This is a genomic window from Burkholderia sp. NLJ2, assembly GCF_049487195.1.
In the GTDB taxonomy this organism is placed as follows: Bacteria; Pseudomonadota; Gammaproteobacteria; order Burkholderiales; family Burkholderiaceae; genus Burkholderia; species Burkholderia pyrrocinia.
The window spans coordinates 2818474-2835799 of record NZ_CP137810.1; the positions used below are offsets into that span (position 1 = coordinate 2818474).

At 66.9% G+C, this 17326-nt stretch carries 14 protein-coding genes and 1 pseudogene; 10 read left to right on the forward strand and 5 right to left on the reverse strand.

The window, feature by feature from the left end; translation table 11 throughout:
- Positions 1-373 precede the first annotated feature (373 nt).
- Positions 374-1498: an OpgC domain-containing protein gene (locus R9B84_RS35150; RefSeq protein WP_423761964.1), complete on the forward strand. Its 1125-nt coding sequence runs from the start codon at positions 374-376 to the stop codon at positions 1496-1498.
- Between the two features lie 46 nt (positions 1499-1544).
- On the opposite strand, the gene R9B84_RS35155 is transcribed toward R9B84_RS35150, so the two are convergent.
- Together R9B84_RS35155 and R9B84_RS35160 are read right to left on the reverse strand one after the other, a co-directional pair.
- Complete coding sequence (locus tag R9B84_RS35155) at positions 1545-1751, reverse strand: hypothetical protein (protein WP_423761965.1); 207 nt, start codon at positions 1749-1751, stop codon at positions 1545-1547.
- Between the two features lie 117 nt (positions 1752-1868).
- Positions 1869-3389 carry a peptide MFS transporter gene (locus tag R9B84_RS35160; RefSeq protein ID WP_423761966.1) on the reverse strand — a complete coding sequence of 507 codons (1521 nt, stop codon included), beginning with the start codon at positions 3387-3389 and terminating at the stop codon, positions 1869-1871.
- A 499-nt stretch (positions 3390-3888) separates the two neighbouring features.
- Here R9B84_RS35160 and R9B84_RS35165 point away from each other — a divergent pair, with 499 nt between their 5' ends.
- The 7 genes from R9B84_RS35165 (at position 3889) to R9B84_RS35195 (ending at position 11778) form a co-directional block, all read left to right on the forward strand.
- The gene (locus tag R9B84_RS35165; protein ID WP_423761967.1) at positions 3889-4470 is read left to right on the forward strand and encodes a cupin domain-containing protein; all 582 of its coding nucleotides are present in this window, start codon (positions 3889-3891) and stop codon (positions 4468-4470) included.
- A gap of 179 nt (positions 4471-4649) precedes the next feature.
- Positions 4650-6263 carry a peptide ABC transporter substrate-binding protein gene (locus tag R9B84_RS35170; protein ID WP_423761968.1) on the forward strand — a complete coding sequence of 538 codons (1614 nt, stop codon included), beginning with the start codon at positions 4650-4652 and terminating at the stop codon, positions 6261-6263.
- An 11-nt stretch (positions 6264-6274) separates the two neighbouring features.
- Positions 6275-7213: an ABC transporter permease subunit gene (locus R9B84_RS35175; RefSeq protein WP_262546797.1), complete on the forward strand. Its 939-nt coding sequence runs from the start codon at positions 6275-6277 to the stop codon at positions 7211-7213.
- 13 nt (positions 7214-7226) lie between these two features.
- Positions 7227-8129: an ABC transporter permease gene (locus R9B84_RS35180; protein WP_096473270.1), complete on the forward strand. Its 903-nt coding sequence runs from the start codon at positions 7227-7229 to the stop codon at positions 8127-8129.
- 1 nt (position 8130) lies between these two features.
- Complete coding sequence (locus R9B84_RS35185; RefSeq protein ID WP_096473271.1) at positions 8131-9123, forward strand: ABC transporter ATP-binding protein; 993 nt, start codon at positions 8131-8133, stop codon at positions 9121-9123.
- The gene (locus tag R9B84_RS35190; protein WP_423761969.1) at positions 9120-10139 is read left to right on the forward strand and encodes an ABC transporter ATP-binding protein; all 1020 of its coding nucleotides are present in this window, start codon (positions 9120-9122) and stop codon (positions 10137-10139) included. Before R9B84_RS35185 ends, R9B84_RS35190 begins: the two co-directional genes overlap by 4 nt.
- A 166-nt stretch (positions 10140-10305) precedes the next feature.
- Complete coding sequence (locus tag R9B84_RS35195; protein ID WP_423761970.1) at positions 10306-11778, forward strand: OprD family porin; 1473 nt, start codon at positions 10306-10308, stop codon at positions 11776-11778.
- A 55-nt stretch (positions 11779-11833) separates the two neighbouring features.
- Here the strand turns inward: R9B84_RS35195 and R9B84_RS35200 are convergent, their stop codons facing one another.
- The 3 genes and pseudogenes from R9B84_RS35200 to R9B84_RS35210 form a co-directional block, all read right to left on the reverse strand.
- Positions 11834-12826 (reverse strand): DedA family protein/thiosulfate sulfurtransferase GlpE, encoded by a 993-nt coding sequence (locus tag R9B84_RS35200; RefSeq protein ID WP_423761971.1) that lies wholly within the window; start codon positions 12824-12826, stop codon positions 11834-11836.
- Positions 12827-12982: 156 nt separating this feature from the next.
- Entirely contained in the window at positions 12983-13252 is a 270-nt protein-coding gene (locus R9B84_RS35205) for a hypothetical protein (RefSeq protein ID WP_011353737.1), read from the reverse strand.
- 269 nt (positions 13253-13521) lie between these two features.
- Positions 13522-14562, reverse strand: a pseudogene (locus tag R9B84_RS35210) (phospholipase domain-containing protein); the annotation flags it as partial.
- 366 nt (positions 14563-14928) lie between these two features.
- Here R9B84_RS35210 and R9B84_RS35215 point away from each other — a divergent pair.
- Both R9B84_RS35215 and R9B84_RS35220 read left to right on the forward strand, forming a co-directional pair.
- Positions 14929-15429 (forward strand): GNAT family N-acetyltransferase, encoded by a 501-nt coding sequence (locus R9B84_RS35215; RefSeq protein WP_423761972.1) that lies wholly within the window; start codon positions 14929-14931, stop codon positions 15427-15429.
- A 294-nt stretch (positions 15430-15723) separates the two neighbouring features.
- On the forward strand, positions 15724-17319 hold the full coding sequence (locus R9B84_RS35220) for a thioredoxin family protein (protein WP_423761973.1): 1596 nt from the start codon (positions 15724-15726) through the stop codon (positions 17317-17319).
- The last annotated feature ends 7 nt before the right edge of the window (positions 17320-17326 follow it).

The following is a 17326-nucleotide window of genomic DNA, read 5'->3' on the forward strand; positions in this document are numbered from 1 at the left end:
CGCACGGAACGCGCCGCGCATCGCGCTTCTCTCGACGATCGAACCGCGGTCGAACGCATCGATGCTGACCGCAAACTGGCGTCGCGCTGGCGTGAATCTGGCGACACTGCCTGCTTCATATCGCCGGTCTCGCGCTTGTAATCGAACAGAAGATTCGGTTGCACTTTGTTACTTAGGGTCTCCCCGGATCGGCCATAGACTGGCCTGACCGACTTCCCTTCGTATGCAGCTTTCCAATGAACGGTCATCCCCGTGCCTGGCCGGCCGGGTTGGCGCGATGCGGGCATACGCGTATCGCCGCTGACCGCGCTCGCCTTCTCTTTCCCGATCCATTCCACGGCGCCTGTCGCGCCGCCGTTGCGCAGGTGCGCTCATGTCGTTGAGCATGCCGTCTTCTGCCGCGGTTCAGCCGTCGCGCAGCGGCCGCCTGATCGAAGTCGATTTTTTCCGCGGGCTCGTGCTGTTGATGATCGTCGTCGATCACATCGGCGCGAGCGTGCTGTCGCACGTGACGCTGCACGCGTTCGCGCTGTGCGACGCGGCCGAGGTGTTCGTCTTCCTCGGCGGCTTCGCGACCGCGAGCGCGTACGGCGCGATCGCCGAACGGCAGGGCGCGCGCGCCGCGCAGCGCCGGTTCGTGCACCGCGCGATGCAGATCTACCGCGCGTTTCTCGCGACGTCGACGCTGATGCTCGTCGTATCGGCCGTGCTCGATCACTACGGGATCGATGCGCCGAATCTCGCGCTCGACGACGTCAGCGTGATGCTCGCATCGCCACTCACGGGCCTCGCCGAATTGCTGACGTTCCAGCGCCAGCCGTATCTCGCGTCGGTGCTGCCGATGTACGTGCTGTTCGCGCTCGCGTCGCCGGTGCTCATGCGGTTCGCGCGCCGCCATCCGTGGCTGCTGGTCGCGTTCAGCGTCGCGTCGTGGCTGGCGGCGGGCTGGCTCGGCCCCGAGCTGCTGGACACCGACGGCTTTCGCTGGAGCTTCAACCCGTTCGCATGGCAACTGCTGTTCGTCGCCGGCCTGCTCGCGCGCTGCCAGCCGTTCTACCGGCACATCGCGCTCGGGCGGTGGGGCGCCGCGGCGACCGGCGTCGCGTGCGCGGTCGTGCTCGGTTGCGCGAGCTACAAGCTGTTCTCCGGGCTGCCGCTGCCCGAAGGCGTGCTCAAGCGCGATCTCGCACTGCCGCGCGTCGTGAGCTTCGCGGCCATCGCGTGGCTGATGGCTGATTGCGTGCGCTACGGCTGGATCGCGCGGATCGCGCAGGGCGTGCGGCCCGTCGTTGCGGTCGGCCAGCGCGGGCTGATCTGCTTCGTCGCGGGCGCGGCGATCTCGCTCGTCATCGATTCGCTGCTGCACCCGGTCGCGCACAGCGCCGATCTGCGGCATGTCGGCGTGGGCCTCGTGGCCGACGCATGCGCGCTCGGGCTGATGATGGCCGTGGCCGGTTCGGGAACGTGGATCGCGCGGTGGCGCAGTGCGGCCGCGTGAGCGGCGCGGGAAGAGGCACGTGCGGCATGCAACGTGCCGCGCGGCGTCAGTGAGGTGAGCCGATACGGGAGCGGGGAGCGGCGGTTGCTTCGTCGGATTCGGCGTCGTCGCGTTCGTCCGGCGCCGGGTCGTCGTGCTCCGCGAGTACCGCGTCGACTTCGGCTGCGGCCCGGGCGGCGCGAATCGCGGTGCAGCGCTGGGCGTGCCGGATGTCCGACAGTATCCTCAGGATCCGCGTGGTCTTGCTTTTCATCGTATTCCCCTGCCTGTCGCGCGTCTCGGTTGAAGCGCTTCTTGCAACCAGTGTAGGACGCGATCGCGCAACCGGCAGGAGAATGTGGCGTGCATGCCGCACGCCAAGGGATAGTACTTACTGGGCCGCGACGGCGCCCTGCGCCTGCAGCGCTTCTTCGCGGCGCTCTTCCGCACAACGTTGGTGCTGGCGTGACAGGCGGTTCATCAGCGGCAGCAGCAGCAGCGCGAGCAGCATGCCGATCGCGGCGAGCCAGCCGAGCTTCTCGAACAGCGACAGGTAGAGCGGCAGCGATTCGGTGGCCGGCAGTTCGTGCGACGGCATCTGCGCGAAGTTCGCGACGACGCTGCCGAGATACTGCGACACGCCCGTCGCGACGAAATACGCGCCCATCATGAAGCCGCTCATGCGCGCCGGCACGTAGCGGGCGATCATCGCGAGGCCGAGGCCGCTCACCAGCAGTTCGCCGAGCGAGTAGAGGCCGTAGCCCCACACCATGAACCACGACGACACGCGGCCGTCGACCGCGTAGCGGCCGCTGATCGTGAACACCAGGTAGCCTGCGGCGACCGCGCCGAAGCCGAGCGCGTACTTCGCGGCGACCGGCAGGTCACGGCCGCCCTTCGCGACCGAGTTGTAGACCCACACGAGCACCGGGCTCAGCAGCATGATCCAGATCGGGTTCAGCGCCTGGAACTGCGCGGCGCTCCACGTGAACAGCGTCGTGTCGAACAGGATGAAGCGCGGATCGACGTTGCGCAGCGCGAACAGCGTCAGCGACGTCGACATCTGCACGTAGAAGACGAAGAACAGGATCACCTGTCCGATCAGCACGAGCGCCGCGATCAGGCCCGCGCGTTCCGAGCGCTCCGACTTCGCGATCATGTACGCGAAGATCGCGAGGATCGCGAACGCCGCCGTCCACACGCTGGCGACCGCGAGCTGCTTGTGCTGCAGCACGTACAGCGTGATCAGCGCGAGCGCGACGCCGCCTGCCGCGACCGCGCCGAGGCGCTTCCAGCGAATCGGCTGGTCGTCGGGCTGCGAGCCGACGTGCGCGAGCGTGCGGTGCATCAGCATGAAGTTGAGGATCGCGAGCAGCATGCCGCCGCAGCAGACCGCGAACGCGGTATGCCAGCCCCAGTGATCCTTGATCCACGGCGTCGCGAGCATCGACACCGTCGAGCCGATGTTGACCGCCATGTAGTAGATCGTGAACGCGCTGTCGATGCGCGCATCGTCGCCTTCATAGATGCGGCGCACGAGGTTCGCCGCGTTGGCCTTGAACAGGCCGTTGCCGACGACGATCACGCCGAGCGACGCATACATGTACGTGAGCTGGTCGTTCGGTACCGCGAGCATCAGGTAGCCGGTGCACAGCACGGCCGCGCCGATGATCATCGTGCGACGGGCGCCGAGCACCTTGTCGCCGATCCAGCCGCCGATCGACGGTGCCGCATAGACGAGTGCGGTGAACGCACCCCAGGTCAGGTTCGCATGGCTGTCGGTGAAACCGAGCCGGTCGACCATGAAGAGGACCAGGAGCGCGGCCATGCCGTAGTAGCCGAAGCGCTCCCACATTTCGATGAGGAAGACCGTCGTAAACGATCGGGTTTGTGAAACAGGTGAATGCATCATCAATCTCGGTTGAAACGGACGGCACGGATCGCGCGTCGTCTTGGGGTCGAACTGGCGCCGATGCACAATGGGCCGGGTAGGTCTTGCGCTGGCGATGGAACAGTCGGGCGGTTAGCCCGGGCCGGGGTCGGACACCGCATGGTAGGGCGGCGAGTGGCCCCGACCGGCGCGCGAATGGTAACGTTCGCCGGTCCGGTGCGTCAGGTATGCGCCACTCAGGGAAACTCCCGATGTGGCAGCAGCTTTCAGGAACATTCGTCTCGTCATCTATTTGTAAACATGTCGACCGGGCCTCCGAAGATTCCCGGAGAGCCGCTTGCAGCTTGCCTGTGAAGCCGGCGAGTCTGGCAAGATAGCGCGTCGTTTCGCTCGCTTCGTTCCCTGTTTAGTGCACCGGGCTCGATATCGAAGACGTATGCGAACCCGAAGACTAAGCTATATCGATCTAACTTAGTTATTTTCCATCAAACATTTTTTGACGATCACTTTTCGGCCTGCTATGGTTCCCCCCACTGAAAACTCGCGGTCCGCAGACGCTGCCGCCGTACTGGGCAGCAAGATTCGCGCGTTGCGCCAACGACTCAAGCGCACGCTCGACGAAACCGCTACCGCCGCGGGGATTTCGAAGCCGTTTCTGTCTCAAGTCGAGCGCGGGCTCGCGTCGCCGTCATTGACGTCGCTGGCTGGTATCGCGCACGCGCTCGGTGTGACGGTGCAGTACTTCGTGGATACGCCGAGCGAGGAACGCTCGGTCTGCCGAGGCGAGCAGTTGCGCTTCTTCGGGTTTGCCGATTCGGCGAACCTGTTCGCGAGGCTGACGAACGTATCCGAAGGGCGACAGCTCGAGGCGATCCTCGTGAGGTTGCCGCCGGGGCAGAAGCGGTCGGAAGTGACGACACATGCAGGAGAGGAGTTCCTGTATGTGATTGAAGGGGAAGTGTCGCTGACGCTGGAAGGCAAGACGTTCGTCCTGCAGGCCGGCGACAGTTCGCACTATCAGTCGACGGTCCCGCACAGTTGGGTCAACACCGCGAAGATCGAGTCGGTGGTGGTCTGGGTCGGTACACCGAGGCTGTTCTAACGCACAGGTATTCCTTCGTTTCCAAGACGGGATGCCTGTCGAAAGAAACGTAAGGAATACTAAAATGCAATACGAGAATCACGGGCCTCCTCAATCGCTGCACCCGTCAGCGTCTCACGCGTAAGCCGCGGCATTCGCCGCGCGACGCTCACCGAACTCACTTTCTCAAGACTGCCACGATGAAATCCTTGCATGCCATGTCGGCCGTGCTGGCCGCGCTCGCCCTGACGACGCCCGTCGCCCACGCCGTTACCGTTCCGTCGAACGTCGCGCTCGCTCCTCAACAGGACCTGACGCGACAGGTGCCCGCCGAGGTCGAGTCGCTCGACCCTGCGCACATCGAATCGTGGACCGGCAACACGATCGGGCTCGACCTGTTCGAAGGGCTTGCCCGCATCGATGCGGCCGGCCAGGTCGTGCCGGGCGTCGCGCTGTCGTGGGAACGCAAGACGCCGCAGACGTGGATCTTCAAGCTTCGCCACGACGCGAAGTGGAGCAACGGCCAGCCGGTGACGGCCGCCGATTTCGTCTATGCGTGGCAGCGCCTCGTCGATCCGAAGACGGGCTCGAAATACACGATCCTCGTCGAGTTCGTGAAGAACTCGAAGGACATCATCGCCGGCAAGGCCGCGCCGTCGACGCTCGGCGTGCGCGCCGTCGACCCGTACACGCTCGAGGTGACGACCGACGTGCCGGTCGCGTTCTTCCCGGAGCTGACCGCGATGGTGCCGCTCGCGCCGGTGAACAAGGACACGGTGACGAAGCTCGGCGACGCGTGGACGCGCCCGGGGAACATCGTCAGCAACGGCCCGTTCCAGCTGGTCGACTGGCAGCCGAACAACCGCATCGTGATCTCGAAGGATGCGAAGTACTGGAATGCGCCGAAGGTCGTGATCAACAAGGTCACGTACCTGCCGATCGAGAGCGACGAGACCGCGATGCGCATGTACCAGGCCGGCCAGATCGACTACAGCTACTCGATTCCGTCGGGGATCTTCCAGCAGGTCAGCAAGCAGTTCGGCGGCGAACTGCGCCAGGGCCTGCAGCTCGCGACGTACTACTACTACCTGAACAACAGCGATCCGGCGCTGAAGGACAAGCGCGTGCGCCAGGCGCTGTCGATGGTGCTCGATCGCGAGGTGCTGACCTCGAAGCTCACGCAGGCCGGCGAGAAGCCGATGTACGGGCTGATGCCGAACGGCACGAAGGGCGTGCAGCCGTTCACGCCGGACTGGGCGTCGTGGCCGATGGCCAAGCGCGTCGACACGGCGAAGAACCTGCTGAAGCAGGCCGGCTACTCGGATGCGAAGCCGCTGGCGTTCACGCTGACCTACAACACCAACGACCTGCACAAGAAGGTCGCGCTGTTCGCCGCGTCGGAATGGCGCACGAAGCTCGGCGTCAATACCAAGCTCGAGAACGTCGAGTTCAAGGTGCTGATGAAGGAGCGGCATGACGGCAAGGTGCAGATCGCGCGCGATGGCTGGTTCGCCGACTACAACGACGCGATGACGTTCTTCGACCTGCTGCGCTGCGGCAGCGCGCAGAACACCGTCGGCTACTGCAACAAGCAGGCCGACGCGCTCGTCGACGAAGGCAACCAGAAGCTCGACGACAAGGCGCGTACCGCGCTGCTCACGCAGGCACACGACCTCGCGCTGAACGACACGCCGATGGTGCCGCTGTTCCAGTACTCGGCCGACCGTCTCGTGAAGCCCTACGTGGGCGGCTATTCGCTGAAGAACGTGATCGACATGCGTGCTTCGCAGGACATGTACCTGATCAAGCACTGAGCGGAGCGATCATGCTGGCCTACGCACTGAGACGCACGTTGTGGGCGGTGCCGACGATCCTCGCGGTCGTCACCGTCTGCTACCTGCTGCTGCACTTCACACCCGGCGGTCCGTTCGATACGGAGAAGCAGCTTTCCGCGGCGACGCTCGCGAACCTGAACGCGAAGTACCACCTCGACCAGCCGCTGTGGAAGCAGTACCTGCTGTATCTCGACGCACTGCTGCACGGCGATCTCGGTCCGTCGTTTCGCTATGTCGACTGGTCCGTGAACGATCTCGTGCGCAAGGCGCTGCCGGTGAGTCTCGGCGTAGGCGGCGTGTCGATCCCGATCTCGATCGGGCTCGGCGTGCTGCTCGGCACCGTCGCGGCCGTGCGCCGCGACAGCTTCATCGACCGCATCGTGATGCTGATCGGCAACGTCGGCAACGTCGTGCCGCCGTTCGTGCTCGGCCCGGTGCTCGTGTGGATCTTCGCGATCCTGCTGAAAACCTCGGCCGGCAACGGCTGGCTGCCGGCGGGCGGCTGGGGCGACGGCGGCTGGGAGTACCGGCTGCTGCCGATCGTGTTGCTGACCTTCATCAACATGTCGCTGCTCGCTCGCGTGATGCGCGGCTCGATGATCGAGACGCTGTCGAGCAACTACATCCGCACCGCGCGCGCGAAGGGCCTGCCGGGCTCGACGATCGTGCTGCGCCACGCGCTGAAGCCCGCGCTGATGCCGGTCGTGTCGCTGTTCGGCACGGTCTGCATCTCGTCGATCACGGCAGCCGTCGTCACCGAATCGGTGTTCGCGCTGCCGGGGCTCGGGCAACTCGTCGTGAACGGTGCGATCAACCGCGACTACACGCTCGTGCTCGGCCTCGTCGTGCTGACCACCGTCTGCGCCGTGCTGTTCAACCTGCTGGTCGACCTCGCGTACGCGTGGCTCGATCCGCGCATCCGTTATTGAGCGAGGCACAGCGATGACTCCGACTACTCCCGTCGTCGGCCTGCCCGTGCAGACCGACTCGCCGCCGCGTTCGCGCTCGCCGCTCGCGCTTGCGATGGCGCGTTTCCTTCACAACCGCGCGGCCGTGTTCAGCCTCGTGCTGCTCGCGCTGATCACGATCACGTGTTTCGTCGGCCCGTGGTTGCTCGCGGCCGACCCTGCTGCAAGCGACTGGGGCTCGATCAGCCTGCCGCCGACGTGGGCGAACCAGCACTGGTTCGGCACCGACGAGCTCGGCCGCGACCTGCTCGTGCGCACGCTGATCGGCGGGCGCGTGTCGATCGAGGTCGGCCTGCTCGGCACGCTCGTGTCGGGCCTGTTCGGCGTCGCGTGGGGCGCGACCGCGGGCTTCGCGGGTGGCCGCGTCGACTCCGTGATGATGCGCATCGTCGACATGATGTACGCGATCCCGTACCTGCTGATCGCGATCCTGATGATGACCCTGTTCGGCCGCTCGTTCATGCTGGTCGTGCTGACCATCAGCGCGTTCTCGTGGATCGACATGGCGCGTGTCGTGCGCGGCCAGACGCTGTCGCTGCGCAGCCGCGAGTTCGTCGACGCGGCACGCGCGATCGGCGTGACGCCGACGTCGATCGTGCTGCGCCACGTCGTGCCGAACCTGCTCGGCGTGGTCGTCGTGTACGCGACCGTGTCGGTGCCGGGCATCGTGCTGACCGAATCGGTGCTGTCGTTCCTCGGCCTCGGCGTGCAGGAGCCGATGACGAGCTGGGGCGTGCTGATCCAGGACGGCGCGCAGAAACTGGAATCGATGCCGTGGCTGCTGCTGGCCCCGGCCGTCATGCTGTGCGTGACGCTCTACTGCGTGAACTTCGTCGGCGATGGCCTGCGTGACGCGCTCGACCCGAAGGATCGCTGAAATGGGTGCACTACTAGAAGTCGACAACCTCGGCGTGCGCTTCACGCGCAAGGATGCGCCGCCGATCGACGCCGTGAGCGGCGTGTCGTTCTCGCTCGAAGCCGGCAAGACGCTCGGCATCGTCGGCGAATCGGGCTCGGGCAAGAGCCAGACCGTGATGGCGCTGCTCGGCCTGCTGGCCGGCAACGGCACGACGACCGGCGCCGCGCGGTATCGCGGCGACAACCTGCTCGACATGGATACGCGCGCGCTGAACAAGGTGCGCGGCGACCGGATCGCGATGATCTTCCAGGATCCGATGACGTCGCTCAATCCGTTCCTGACGATCGAGCGGCAGATGACCGAGACGCTGCAGCTGCATCGCAAGCTGTCGCGCAAGGCGGCGACCAAGCGCGCGATCGAGGCGCTCGAATCGGTGCGCATTCCCGACGCGGCGCGGCGCATCCGCATGTATCCGCACGAGTTCTCGGGCGGCATGCGCCAGCGCGTGATGATCGCGATGGCGCTGCTGTCCGAGCCCGAAATCCTGATCGCCGACGAACCGACCACCGCGCTCGACGTGACCGTGCAGGCGCAGATCATCGACCTGCTGCGCGAGCTGAACCGCGAGCGCGGCACCGCGATCGTGCTGATCACGCACGACATGGGCGTGGTCGCCGGCCTCGCGGACGACGTGATGGTCATGTATGCGGGCCGCACCGTCGAATACGCGCCGGCCGATTCGATCTTCGCGGCGCCGTCGCATCCGTACACGATCGGCCTGCTCAACGCGCTGCCGCGCCTGACCGACGCGGACGACGCGCCGCTCGTCGCGATTCCCGGCAATCCGCCGATGCCCGGCACCGCGCCGGCCGGCTGCGCATTCGCGAAGCGCTGCACGTATGCGGAAGAACGCTGCGGCGCCGCGCGCCCCGCGCTCGAAACCTTTGGCGCCGTGGGCGCGGTGCGCGCGTGCCACCGCCCCGTGGCCGATCTGACGGGAGGTCTGCGATGAGCGTCGATGAACGCCGCCATGCCGGCGCGACGGACGACACGCTGCTGTCCGTCGACGATCTGAAGGTGCATTTCCGCGTGCCGCTCGGCGGCTATCCGTGGTCGCCGAAGGGCACGCTGCGTGCGGTCGACGGTGTGTCGTTCGACGTGAAGCGCGGCGAGACGGTCGGGCTCGTCGGCGAGTCGGGCTGCGGGAAGTCGACGCTCGCGCGTGCGCTGATCGGCCTCGTGCCGATGACGGCCGGCACCGTGAAATGGCGCGGCGAAGCCGTTGCGCCCGATCACCTGCGCGGCAACGCGATGCGGCGCGAAGTGCAGATGATCTTCCAGGATCCGCTCGCATCGCTCGATCCGCGCATGACGATCGAGCAGGTCGTCGCCGAGCCGCTCGTCACGCATCAGGCCGGCCTCGGCCGCACCGAAGTGCGCCGCCGCGTGGTCTCGATGCTCGAACGCGTCGGCCTGAACGCGCATCACCTGCTGCGTTATCCCCACGAATTCTCGGGCGGGCAGTGCCAGCGCGTCGGCATTGCACGCGCGCTGATCGGCGAGCCGAAGCTCGTGATCTGCGACGAACCTGTCTCGGCGCTCGACGTGTCGATCCAGGCGCAGATCGTGAACCTGCTGCGCGACCTGCAGCGCGAACTGTCGTTGTCCTATCTGTTCGTTGCACACGATCTCGCCGTGGTGAAGGCGATCAGCCAGCGTGTGCTCGTGATGTATCTCGGCCGCGTGATGGAGTTCGGCACGCGGCATGACGTGTACGGCGTGCCGCAGCACCCGTACACGAAGGCGCTGCTCGATGCGGCGCCGACGCCGGAGCCGGCGCGCGAGCGTGCTCGCCGTCCGATGCTGCTGGCGGGCGAGATGCCCTCGCCGCTCAACCCGCCGTCCGGCTGCGCGTTCCGCACGCGCTGCCCGGTCGCGATCGACGCGTGCGCGCAGGACGTGCCGCTGCCGGAAGTGCGGCAGGGGTCGGCGGCGCGTGTCGCGTGCATTCGTGCGGGCGCGGCGTGATTTGAAGTAACGCGGCAAACAAAACCAAGGCTGGTCAACAGGGGCAGGTGCGGCGCGAACGATCTTCGCGTCGCGGGGTACAGGCGCGTCCTTAGCCGGGCGCGCCGGGGGGCCGGGAGCGGATCGCGACCGGCGTGGACGATATCAACACAAGACGAGAATGACGATGACAAAACAGAAGACGATCGGGACGGCATCGAAGATGCTGCTTGCATGGGGACTGCCGGCACTCGCCGGCGTCTCGCTGACGGGCGTGGCGCACGCCGACGACGCGGCCCCCGCGCCGCTGACGGTCGCGCAGGCCGCACCGGCCGCCGGACCCGCCATGACCGTTGCGCAGGCAACGACCCCGAACGCCATTATCAATGCCGAGGCGACCCAGGCCGTCACGCCGCCCGACGAGCCGTCGGCGCAGTCGAAGTCGAAGGGCTTCATTGCCGACAGCCATCTCGACTTCCTGTTCCGCAACTATGCGGACGTGCTCGACAGCAAGGGCGGCCCGCATCGCCACGCATGGGTCCAGGGCGCGATGGCGAACTTCGAGTCGGGCTATACGACCGGCCTGATCGGTATCGGCTTCGACGCGTCGCTGTATGCGGCACTGAAGCTCGACGGCGGCCAGGGCGCCGGCAGCATGGTGCACATCGCGAAGGGCGGCGGCGGCGGCAACCAGCTCGCGTGGGCCTACCCGGGCATCTACGACATCAAGGCGCGCATCTCGAACACGGTGGTCAAGTACGGTCTGCAGGCCGTCGACAACCCGTTCATGGAGCAGCACGACAACCGTGCGCTGCCGCCGACGTTCCTCGGTGCGACGATCGTCAGCAATGAATTCAAGAACGTGATGCTCGAGGCCGGCAGCTTCACGAAGACCGACGCGCGCGGTCATACGACGCTCACCAACCTGACGACGCAATACGGCGGCACGCGCATCGATCGCCTGACCTACGTCGGCGGCACGTGGGATTACTCGCCGAACGGTGAAGTCGCGCTGTACGCGAACCAGGCCGACGACGTGTGGCACCAGTACTACGCGTCGGTGAAGCACAGCATCGGCAGCCCGCAGACGATCAAGTGGACCGGCTTCGGCAACGTCTACTCGACGCACGACACGGGCGACGCGCGGCAGGGCAAGATCGACAACAACGCATACAGCCTGTCGGTGGCCGCGCAGCACGGCCCGCACGAGCTGCTGCTCGGCTTCCAGCAGGTGCTCGGCGACCAGTTCTTCGACTACCTGAACGAAACGAACGGCATCTTCCTGACCAACTCGATGGACGTCGACTACAACGCGCCGCACGAAAAGTCGCTGCAGCTGCGTTACACGTTCTACGGCAAGGAAGCGGGCCTGCCGGGCTTCAAGGCAATGGTCTGGGGCGTGACGGGCTGGGGTGCGGACGGCAGCGCGGGCGCGGCGAACGACCCGACCAAGTCGAGCATCTACTGGAGCAACGGCGCGCCGGTGCAGGGCCGTCACCACGAGTTCGGCTTCATCCCGTCGTACACGTTCCAGAGCGGCAAGCTGAAGGACACGAAGGTCACGTTCATCGCGATGTGGCACACCGGTTCGACTCACTACTCCGACGCGACGAACAAGGAGTACCGTCTGGTCGTGAACCTGCCGCTGCACGCGTTCTGATCGAAGGGGGACGCCGAGTCCCCCGCATCGCGCGGCCGGCCTGCGAGCAGTGCGCTCAGGCCGGCTTGTGCAACCCCGCGACCGGATCGTACGCGGCGGGCATCTCTTCCGCGAGCGACGTGACCTGGCGGCCCGTATCGCGCCATGCGTCGAGGCCGCCGCGCAGCGCGAGCGCATCGGTGAAGCCTGCGTCGAGCAGGCGCTTCGCCATCAGCGCGGCCGTTACTTCGTTCGGGCACGAGCAGTACACGACGAACTTCTGCGAGAACGGATAGCGCGCGACGATGTCGGCGATCTGCCGCTCGTCGGCGAACTGCGCACCGGGAATCGAGAACGGGTCGAGCTTGCGATGTTCGGGCGAGCGCACGTCGAGCACCACCGGCGCGGCGGCGTCGCGCAGCAGATTTTCGAGTTCGTCGACGCCGATCCGCGCATGGGCGAGCTGGCGGATCAGCGTGCGGCGGCGCATCCAGCGGATCGCCGCGTACACGGCCAGCAGTGCGACGATCACCAGCAGCACCGCGTGGCCGAGGTGGCTCGCGCCGGCGAACAGCCAGTCGATCTGCCGGTAGAACACGATCCCGACCACCAGCCCGACGATCGTCCACAGTGCGGCGCCGAGTGCGTCGTAACCGGCGAACGTACGATAGCGCGTGCCGAGCGCGCCGGCCATCGGCACCGACACGAGCGACAGCCCGGGGATGAAGCGTGCAACGGCGAGCACGCGCACGCCGTAGCGGCCGAAGAAGCGCTCGGTCTTTCTCACGCAGGTATCGCGCGACAGCGACAGCCGGCAGATCGTCTTCAGCGTCGTGCCGCCGTAACGCCGCCCGGCGACGTACCAGACGGTGTCGCCGATCAGCGCGCCGAGCACCGACAGCGCCACCACCGTCACCAGTTGCGAGCCGATCATCTCCGGATGCATCGCGGACATCGCGCCGAACAGTACGAGCGTCGGCATCGCGGGCACCGGCAGGCCGACGGCCGCCGCGAGCACGTTGGCGAAGACGAGAAGCGGCCCGTATTGGGCGACGAGGTCACGGAGCATGACGGCTTGGCCGAAAAGGAAATGCGTGGGCAGGAAACGCAGATGGGCCGATTATCGGCCATTTTCAAGACAGCGGCGGGAATGACGGAAAGCGCCTGACGGCGGCAGGGGGATACCGGTGAGCCGGCGCGCTGCGCGCGGGCTCACCGGTCGAAATCAGGAGGACGTGCGGGCGAGCGACGCGGCGCCGTGGTTTTCGCCGGGCAGCTCGGCGCCGTGCGAGCGGATCGCCGCGATCAGTTCGGCCGGCGTGATCTCGTAGCGAACCTCGCGGTGGATGCCGGGCTTGCGTTCGTCGATCTCGATCAGCAGCACGCTCTTGCCGTCGCCGGTTGCTTCGAGCCGGAGCGACCGCAGTTCGCGGCCGTCGGCCGGGTCGTGTTCGGTGAGCAGGGTCATTGCCCCGGATGAGCCGGTTGTGCGCATCGAACCTATCCTCGTGTCGTGGATGCCGTAGCGGCAAAGATGTCTTTGTTGAATACAGCTTGTCGCAGTTTAACGCGAACGGGCCGCAACACGGAGCATTTTCGTGGGGCGAAATGAGGGCTGAACCACCGATCCCTCTGATGTTTGACCCGCGCCAGGCGGGCGTTTCAGCCGGATCGGGCGCGGCCGCGGCCGGCGCCCGACCGGCTTTCGCGGCCGCGCCGGCGCGGGCGGCGACACGCGGTGCAACGCGCGTCGCCGCAGCAGCGTCAGAAGCGGTCGGCCAACCCCATTGCCGGATCGCTGACCGAGTGGCGGCCCGTTTCGACACGGCCGGCCACGCGGCGCGAGAAGCTCGCGTCGCTGTCCGCGGTGACGATGAAGTCGTACCAATGGCCGGTCGAGTCGAGCTTCCAGTGCAGTTCGGACTGGTCGCCGGCACGCACCGTGACGGTCCACGTGGTGCCCGTGCCGTTGCCATTGCCGTAATGGTGACCTTGGCTGTTGCCGTCCTCGTTGCCGTGGCCATGACCGCGATCGCCGTTCGCGCCGCGGCCGGACAGCGGCCCGTAAACCTGGTTCGATTTCACCGTGAAGCGCACCGTGCCGCCGCCGTCGTTGCGCAGCCGCAGGTGGAGGTTGCCGCTCGCGCCCGCATAGCCGACGCGAACTTCCGGATGCGGCGCGCGCGCACCGGCCAGGCGGCTCAGGTCGCCGGTGAAGCGGCGGTGATAGCCGTTCGGGCCGAGCACCCACAGGTCATATTTACCGGCGTTGTCGGCGCGCGCGGCCCAGTCGCCGTGCAGCGTCTTGCCCGGCTCGACGACATAGCGCCGCGGCAGGCGGTCGAGATGCAGCTTGTCGTAGACGTGAAACACGGCGGCGGCGCGGCCCGTGTTCGCGAACTTCAGCGTGACCGTGCCGGTGCCGGCATCGGTCCGCGCGCTCGTATGCAGCTCGTACGGCAACGCGCGCGACGGGCGCACGCCGGTGGCCTGCGCAGGCAGCGCCGGCGCGGCCGGCGGCACGATCTTCGGCGCGGTTTGCTGCGCGGCGCTCAGCGCGTCGACCTGGTTTTTCGTCGTATGGCCCGCGAGCGTCGGCAGCGGTTCGTGGTTCGGCGAGCGGAAGTTGAACGCGCTCGTCAGGTCGCCGCACACCGCGCGGCGGTACGCGCTGATCTGCGGCTCCGCGACGCCGAAGCGCTTCTCGAGGAAGAGCAGCGTCGACGTATGGTCGAACACCTGCGAGTTGACCCAGCCGCCGCGGCTCCACAGCGACACGATCCACATCGGCACGCGCGGGCCAGGACGTCGGCACACACCGGGCCGACGCATGCCGGACTGGGCGGCACCCAGTCCAGGGAGACGGCATGACGTCGACGTGATGAAGAAATGACATCGCATGTCGCGCGCGTGACGTTGTGTTCGCAACGATTGGTTCGGGCGCGATGCATGACGGAAGGGGGTAAGGAATTGCCGATCGCCGCAAGCGGAATCGGTCATATTTTTCCGAATCGCGGCCGGCAGCGTGATTGCGTGTCGTTGCGGATGCAACGGCATCGCGCGACGACGTGACGCCCATGTTTCAAATGCGTGAAATCGGATAAGCTCGAAAAGTTGCTGCGCATGTGCGCAGTCCGCACCGCAGGTGCGACTTTTCGGACCGGCCCACCCATGACCGACATCAAGATCCGGCACAGCGAGACGCACGACGTCGACGCGATCCGGCAGATCGCCGCCCATCCCGCGGTGTACATGAATACGTTGCAGCATCCGTTTCCGTCGCTCGAGAAATGGCAGAAGCGGCTCGAAAACGTGCACGAGCGCGGCGTGAGCCTCGTCGCCGAAATCGACGGCGCGGTGGTCGGCCATCTCGGCCTGCAGGTCGAGCCGAATCCGCGCCGGCGCCATGCGGCGGGGCTCGGCATGATGGTCGATGCGGCCCATCACGGGCGCGGCGTCGGCCACCGGCTGCTCGCGGCCGCGATCGATCTCGCGGAAAACTGGCTGAACATCACGCGTCTCGAGTTGACCGTGTTCACCGACAACCGCGCGGCAATCGCGCTCTACGAGAAGCACGGTTTCCGGATCGAAGGCGAATCGCCGGGCTATGCATTGCGCGACGGCGTGCACGAGGCCGTGTATCACATGGCGCGGATCAAGGGCCGGGCGTGAACGGGCGATCGGCGCACGCGTGACGGAACGCGCTTCTGCAGTGTCGCGCGTCATATTCATTCGAGATTTTGTTCGTTTCCCGCGGGCTGCGCTGGTCGTATCGTTGATCGATTTGCCGGTCGCTTCGGCCGGCGTCCGCTTTTTGCGTCGTTGCGCGCGCCATGCGCCGCCGCATTCCGGCCTGCGTCTTGCCACACGTCGGTACGCTTCTTCGTTTCGTGAACAACGCTTCATGGTCATCGTTTCGCGTGACACACCTTCCCGCAACCGTCTCTTTCAACGGAACCCGCTTCGATGAAAACCGCTCTCCGGAATCTGACTGCCGCCTGTCTGTTCGCCGCCGCGGGTGCGGCGTTTGCCGCTGCCGCACCTGCGGGCACCCCCGTGTCGAGCGCGTCGCTCGAAGGCGCGCATCTGCCGCCCGGCATCGCGTGGCAGCACGGCGATGTCGATGCCGCCTTCGCGCTGGCGAAGCGCACCGGCAAGCCGCTGCTGCTCTACTGGGGCGCGGTGTGGTGCCCGTCGTGCAACCAGGTGAAGTCGACGATCTTCAGCCAGCAGGCATTCAAGACCCGCTCGTCGTTCTTCGTGCCCGTGTATCTCGACGGCGATACCGAAAGCGCGCAGAAGCTCGGCGAGCGTTTCAAGGTGCACGGCTATCCGACGATGATCCTGTTCCGCCCCGACGGCACCGAAGTGACGCGGCTGCCGGGCGAGGCCGATCTCGACCGCTACATGCAGGCGCTGTCGCTCGGGATGACGGCCGCGCATCCGGTGCGGCAGACGCTCGCAACTGCGCTGAAGAACGGCGCATCGCTGACGCCGGACGAATGGCGCCTGCTGGCCGATTATTCGTGGGATACCGACGGCGCGCTGCCGGTGCCGGCCGATCGTGTCGCCGAGACGCTGCAGTCGCTCGCGCAACGCGCGCGGGCGGCGGGTGCGAAGGCCGAATCGGCGCGCTTCGCGCTGAAGTCGGCGGTGGTCGCCGCGTCGGATGATCCGGCGCAGGCCGGCGCGCTCGACAAGGCGGCGCTCGCCGATTCGCTGCGCACGGTGCTGCGCGATTCCGCGCTGTCGCGGGCCGATTCGGACGTGCTGGTCGCGGCGCCCGCACGCGTGGTCGCGTATCTCGGCGGCGACGACGCGCAGCGCGCGACATTGCGCGGCGCGTACGACACGGCGCTCGCGCGCCTGTCGACCGACACCACGCTGTCGTCGATCGACCGGCTGATGGCGCTGCACGGCCGCGTGCTGCTCGCGCGCGGCGACGCGCGCAAGGGCGCACCGCTCGCTGCGCCGGCGCTGGCCGACACCGCGCGCAAGCAGATTGCCGCGTCGGTGCAGGGCGCCGCGAATGCGTATGAACGGCAGGCGCTCGTCAGCGAAGGCGCGGACACGCTGACCGACGCGGGGCTGTACGACGAGTCGGATGCATTGCTGAAGGCCGAGCTGCCGCGTTCGTCAACGCCGTACTACTTCATGTCGGGACTGGCCGCGAATGCGAAGGCGCGCGGCGACAAGACCGCGGCACTCGACTGGTATCGCAAGGCATACGACTCGGCGAGCGGGCCGGCGACGAAGCTGCGCTGGGGCGCGACCTATTTTGCGAATGCGGTTGAACTGGCGCCGGACGATTCGGCGCGCATCGAAGGGATTGCCGCAAGCGTGCTCGCGCAGGCCGACAAGACCCGGGACGCGTTCTACGGTGCGAACCTGCGCGCGTTGACAAAGGTCGTCACGCAATTGAACCGCTGGCGCAGCGGCGGCGCGCACGATGCGTCGGTCCGGTCGGTCGTGAAGCAGTTCGACGGTGTCTGCGGGAAGCTGCCCGCGGGCGATCCGCAGGCAGCGGCGTGCGCGAAGCTGATCCAGCCCGTGAAGGCGTAACGGCGCA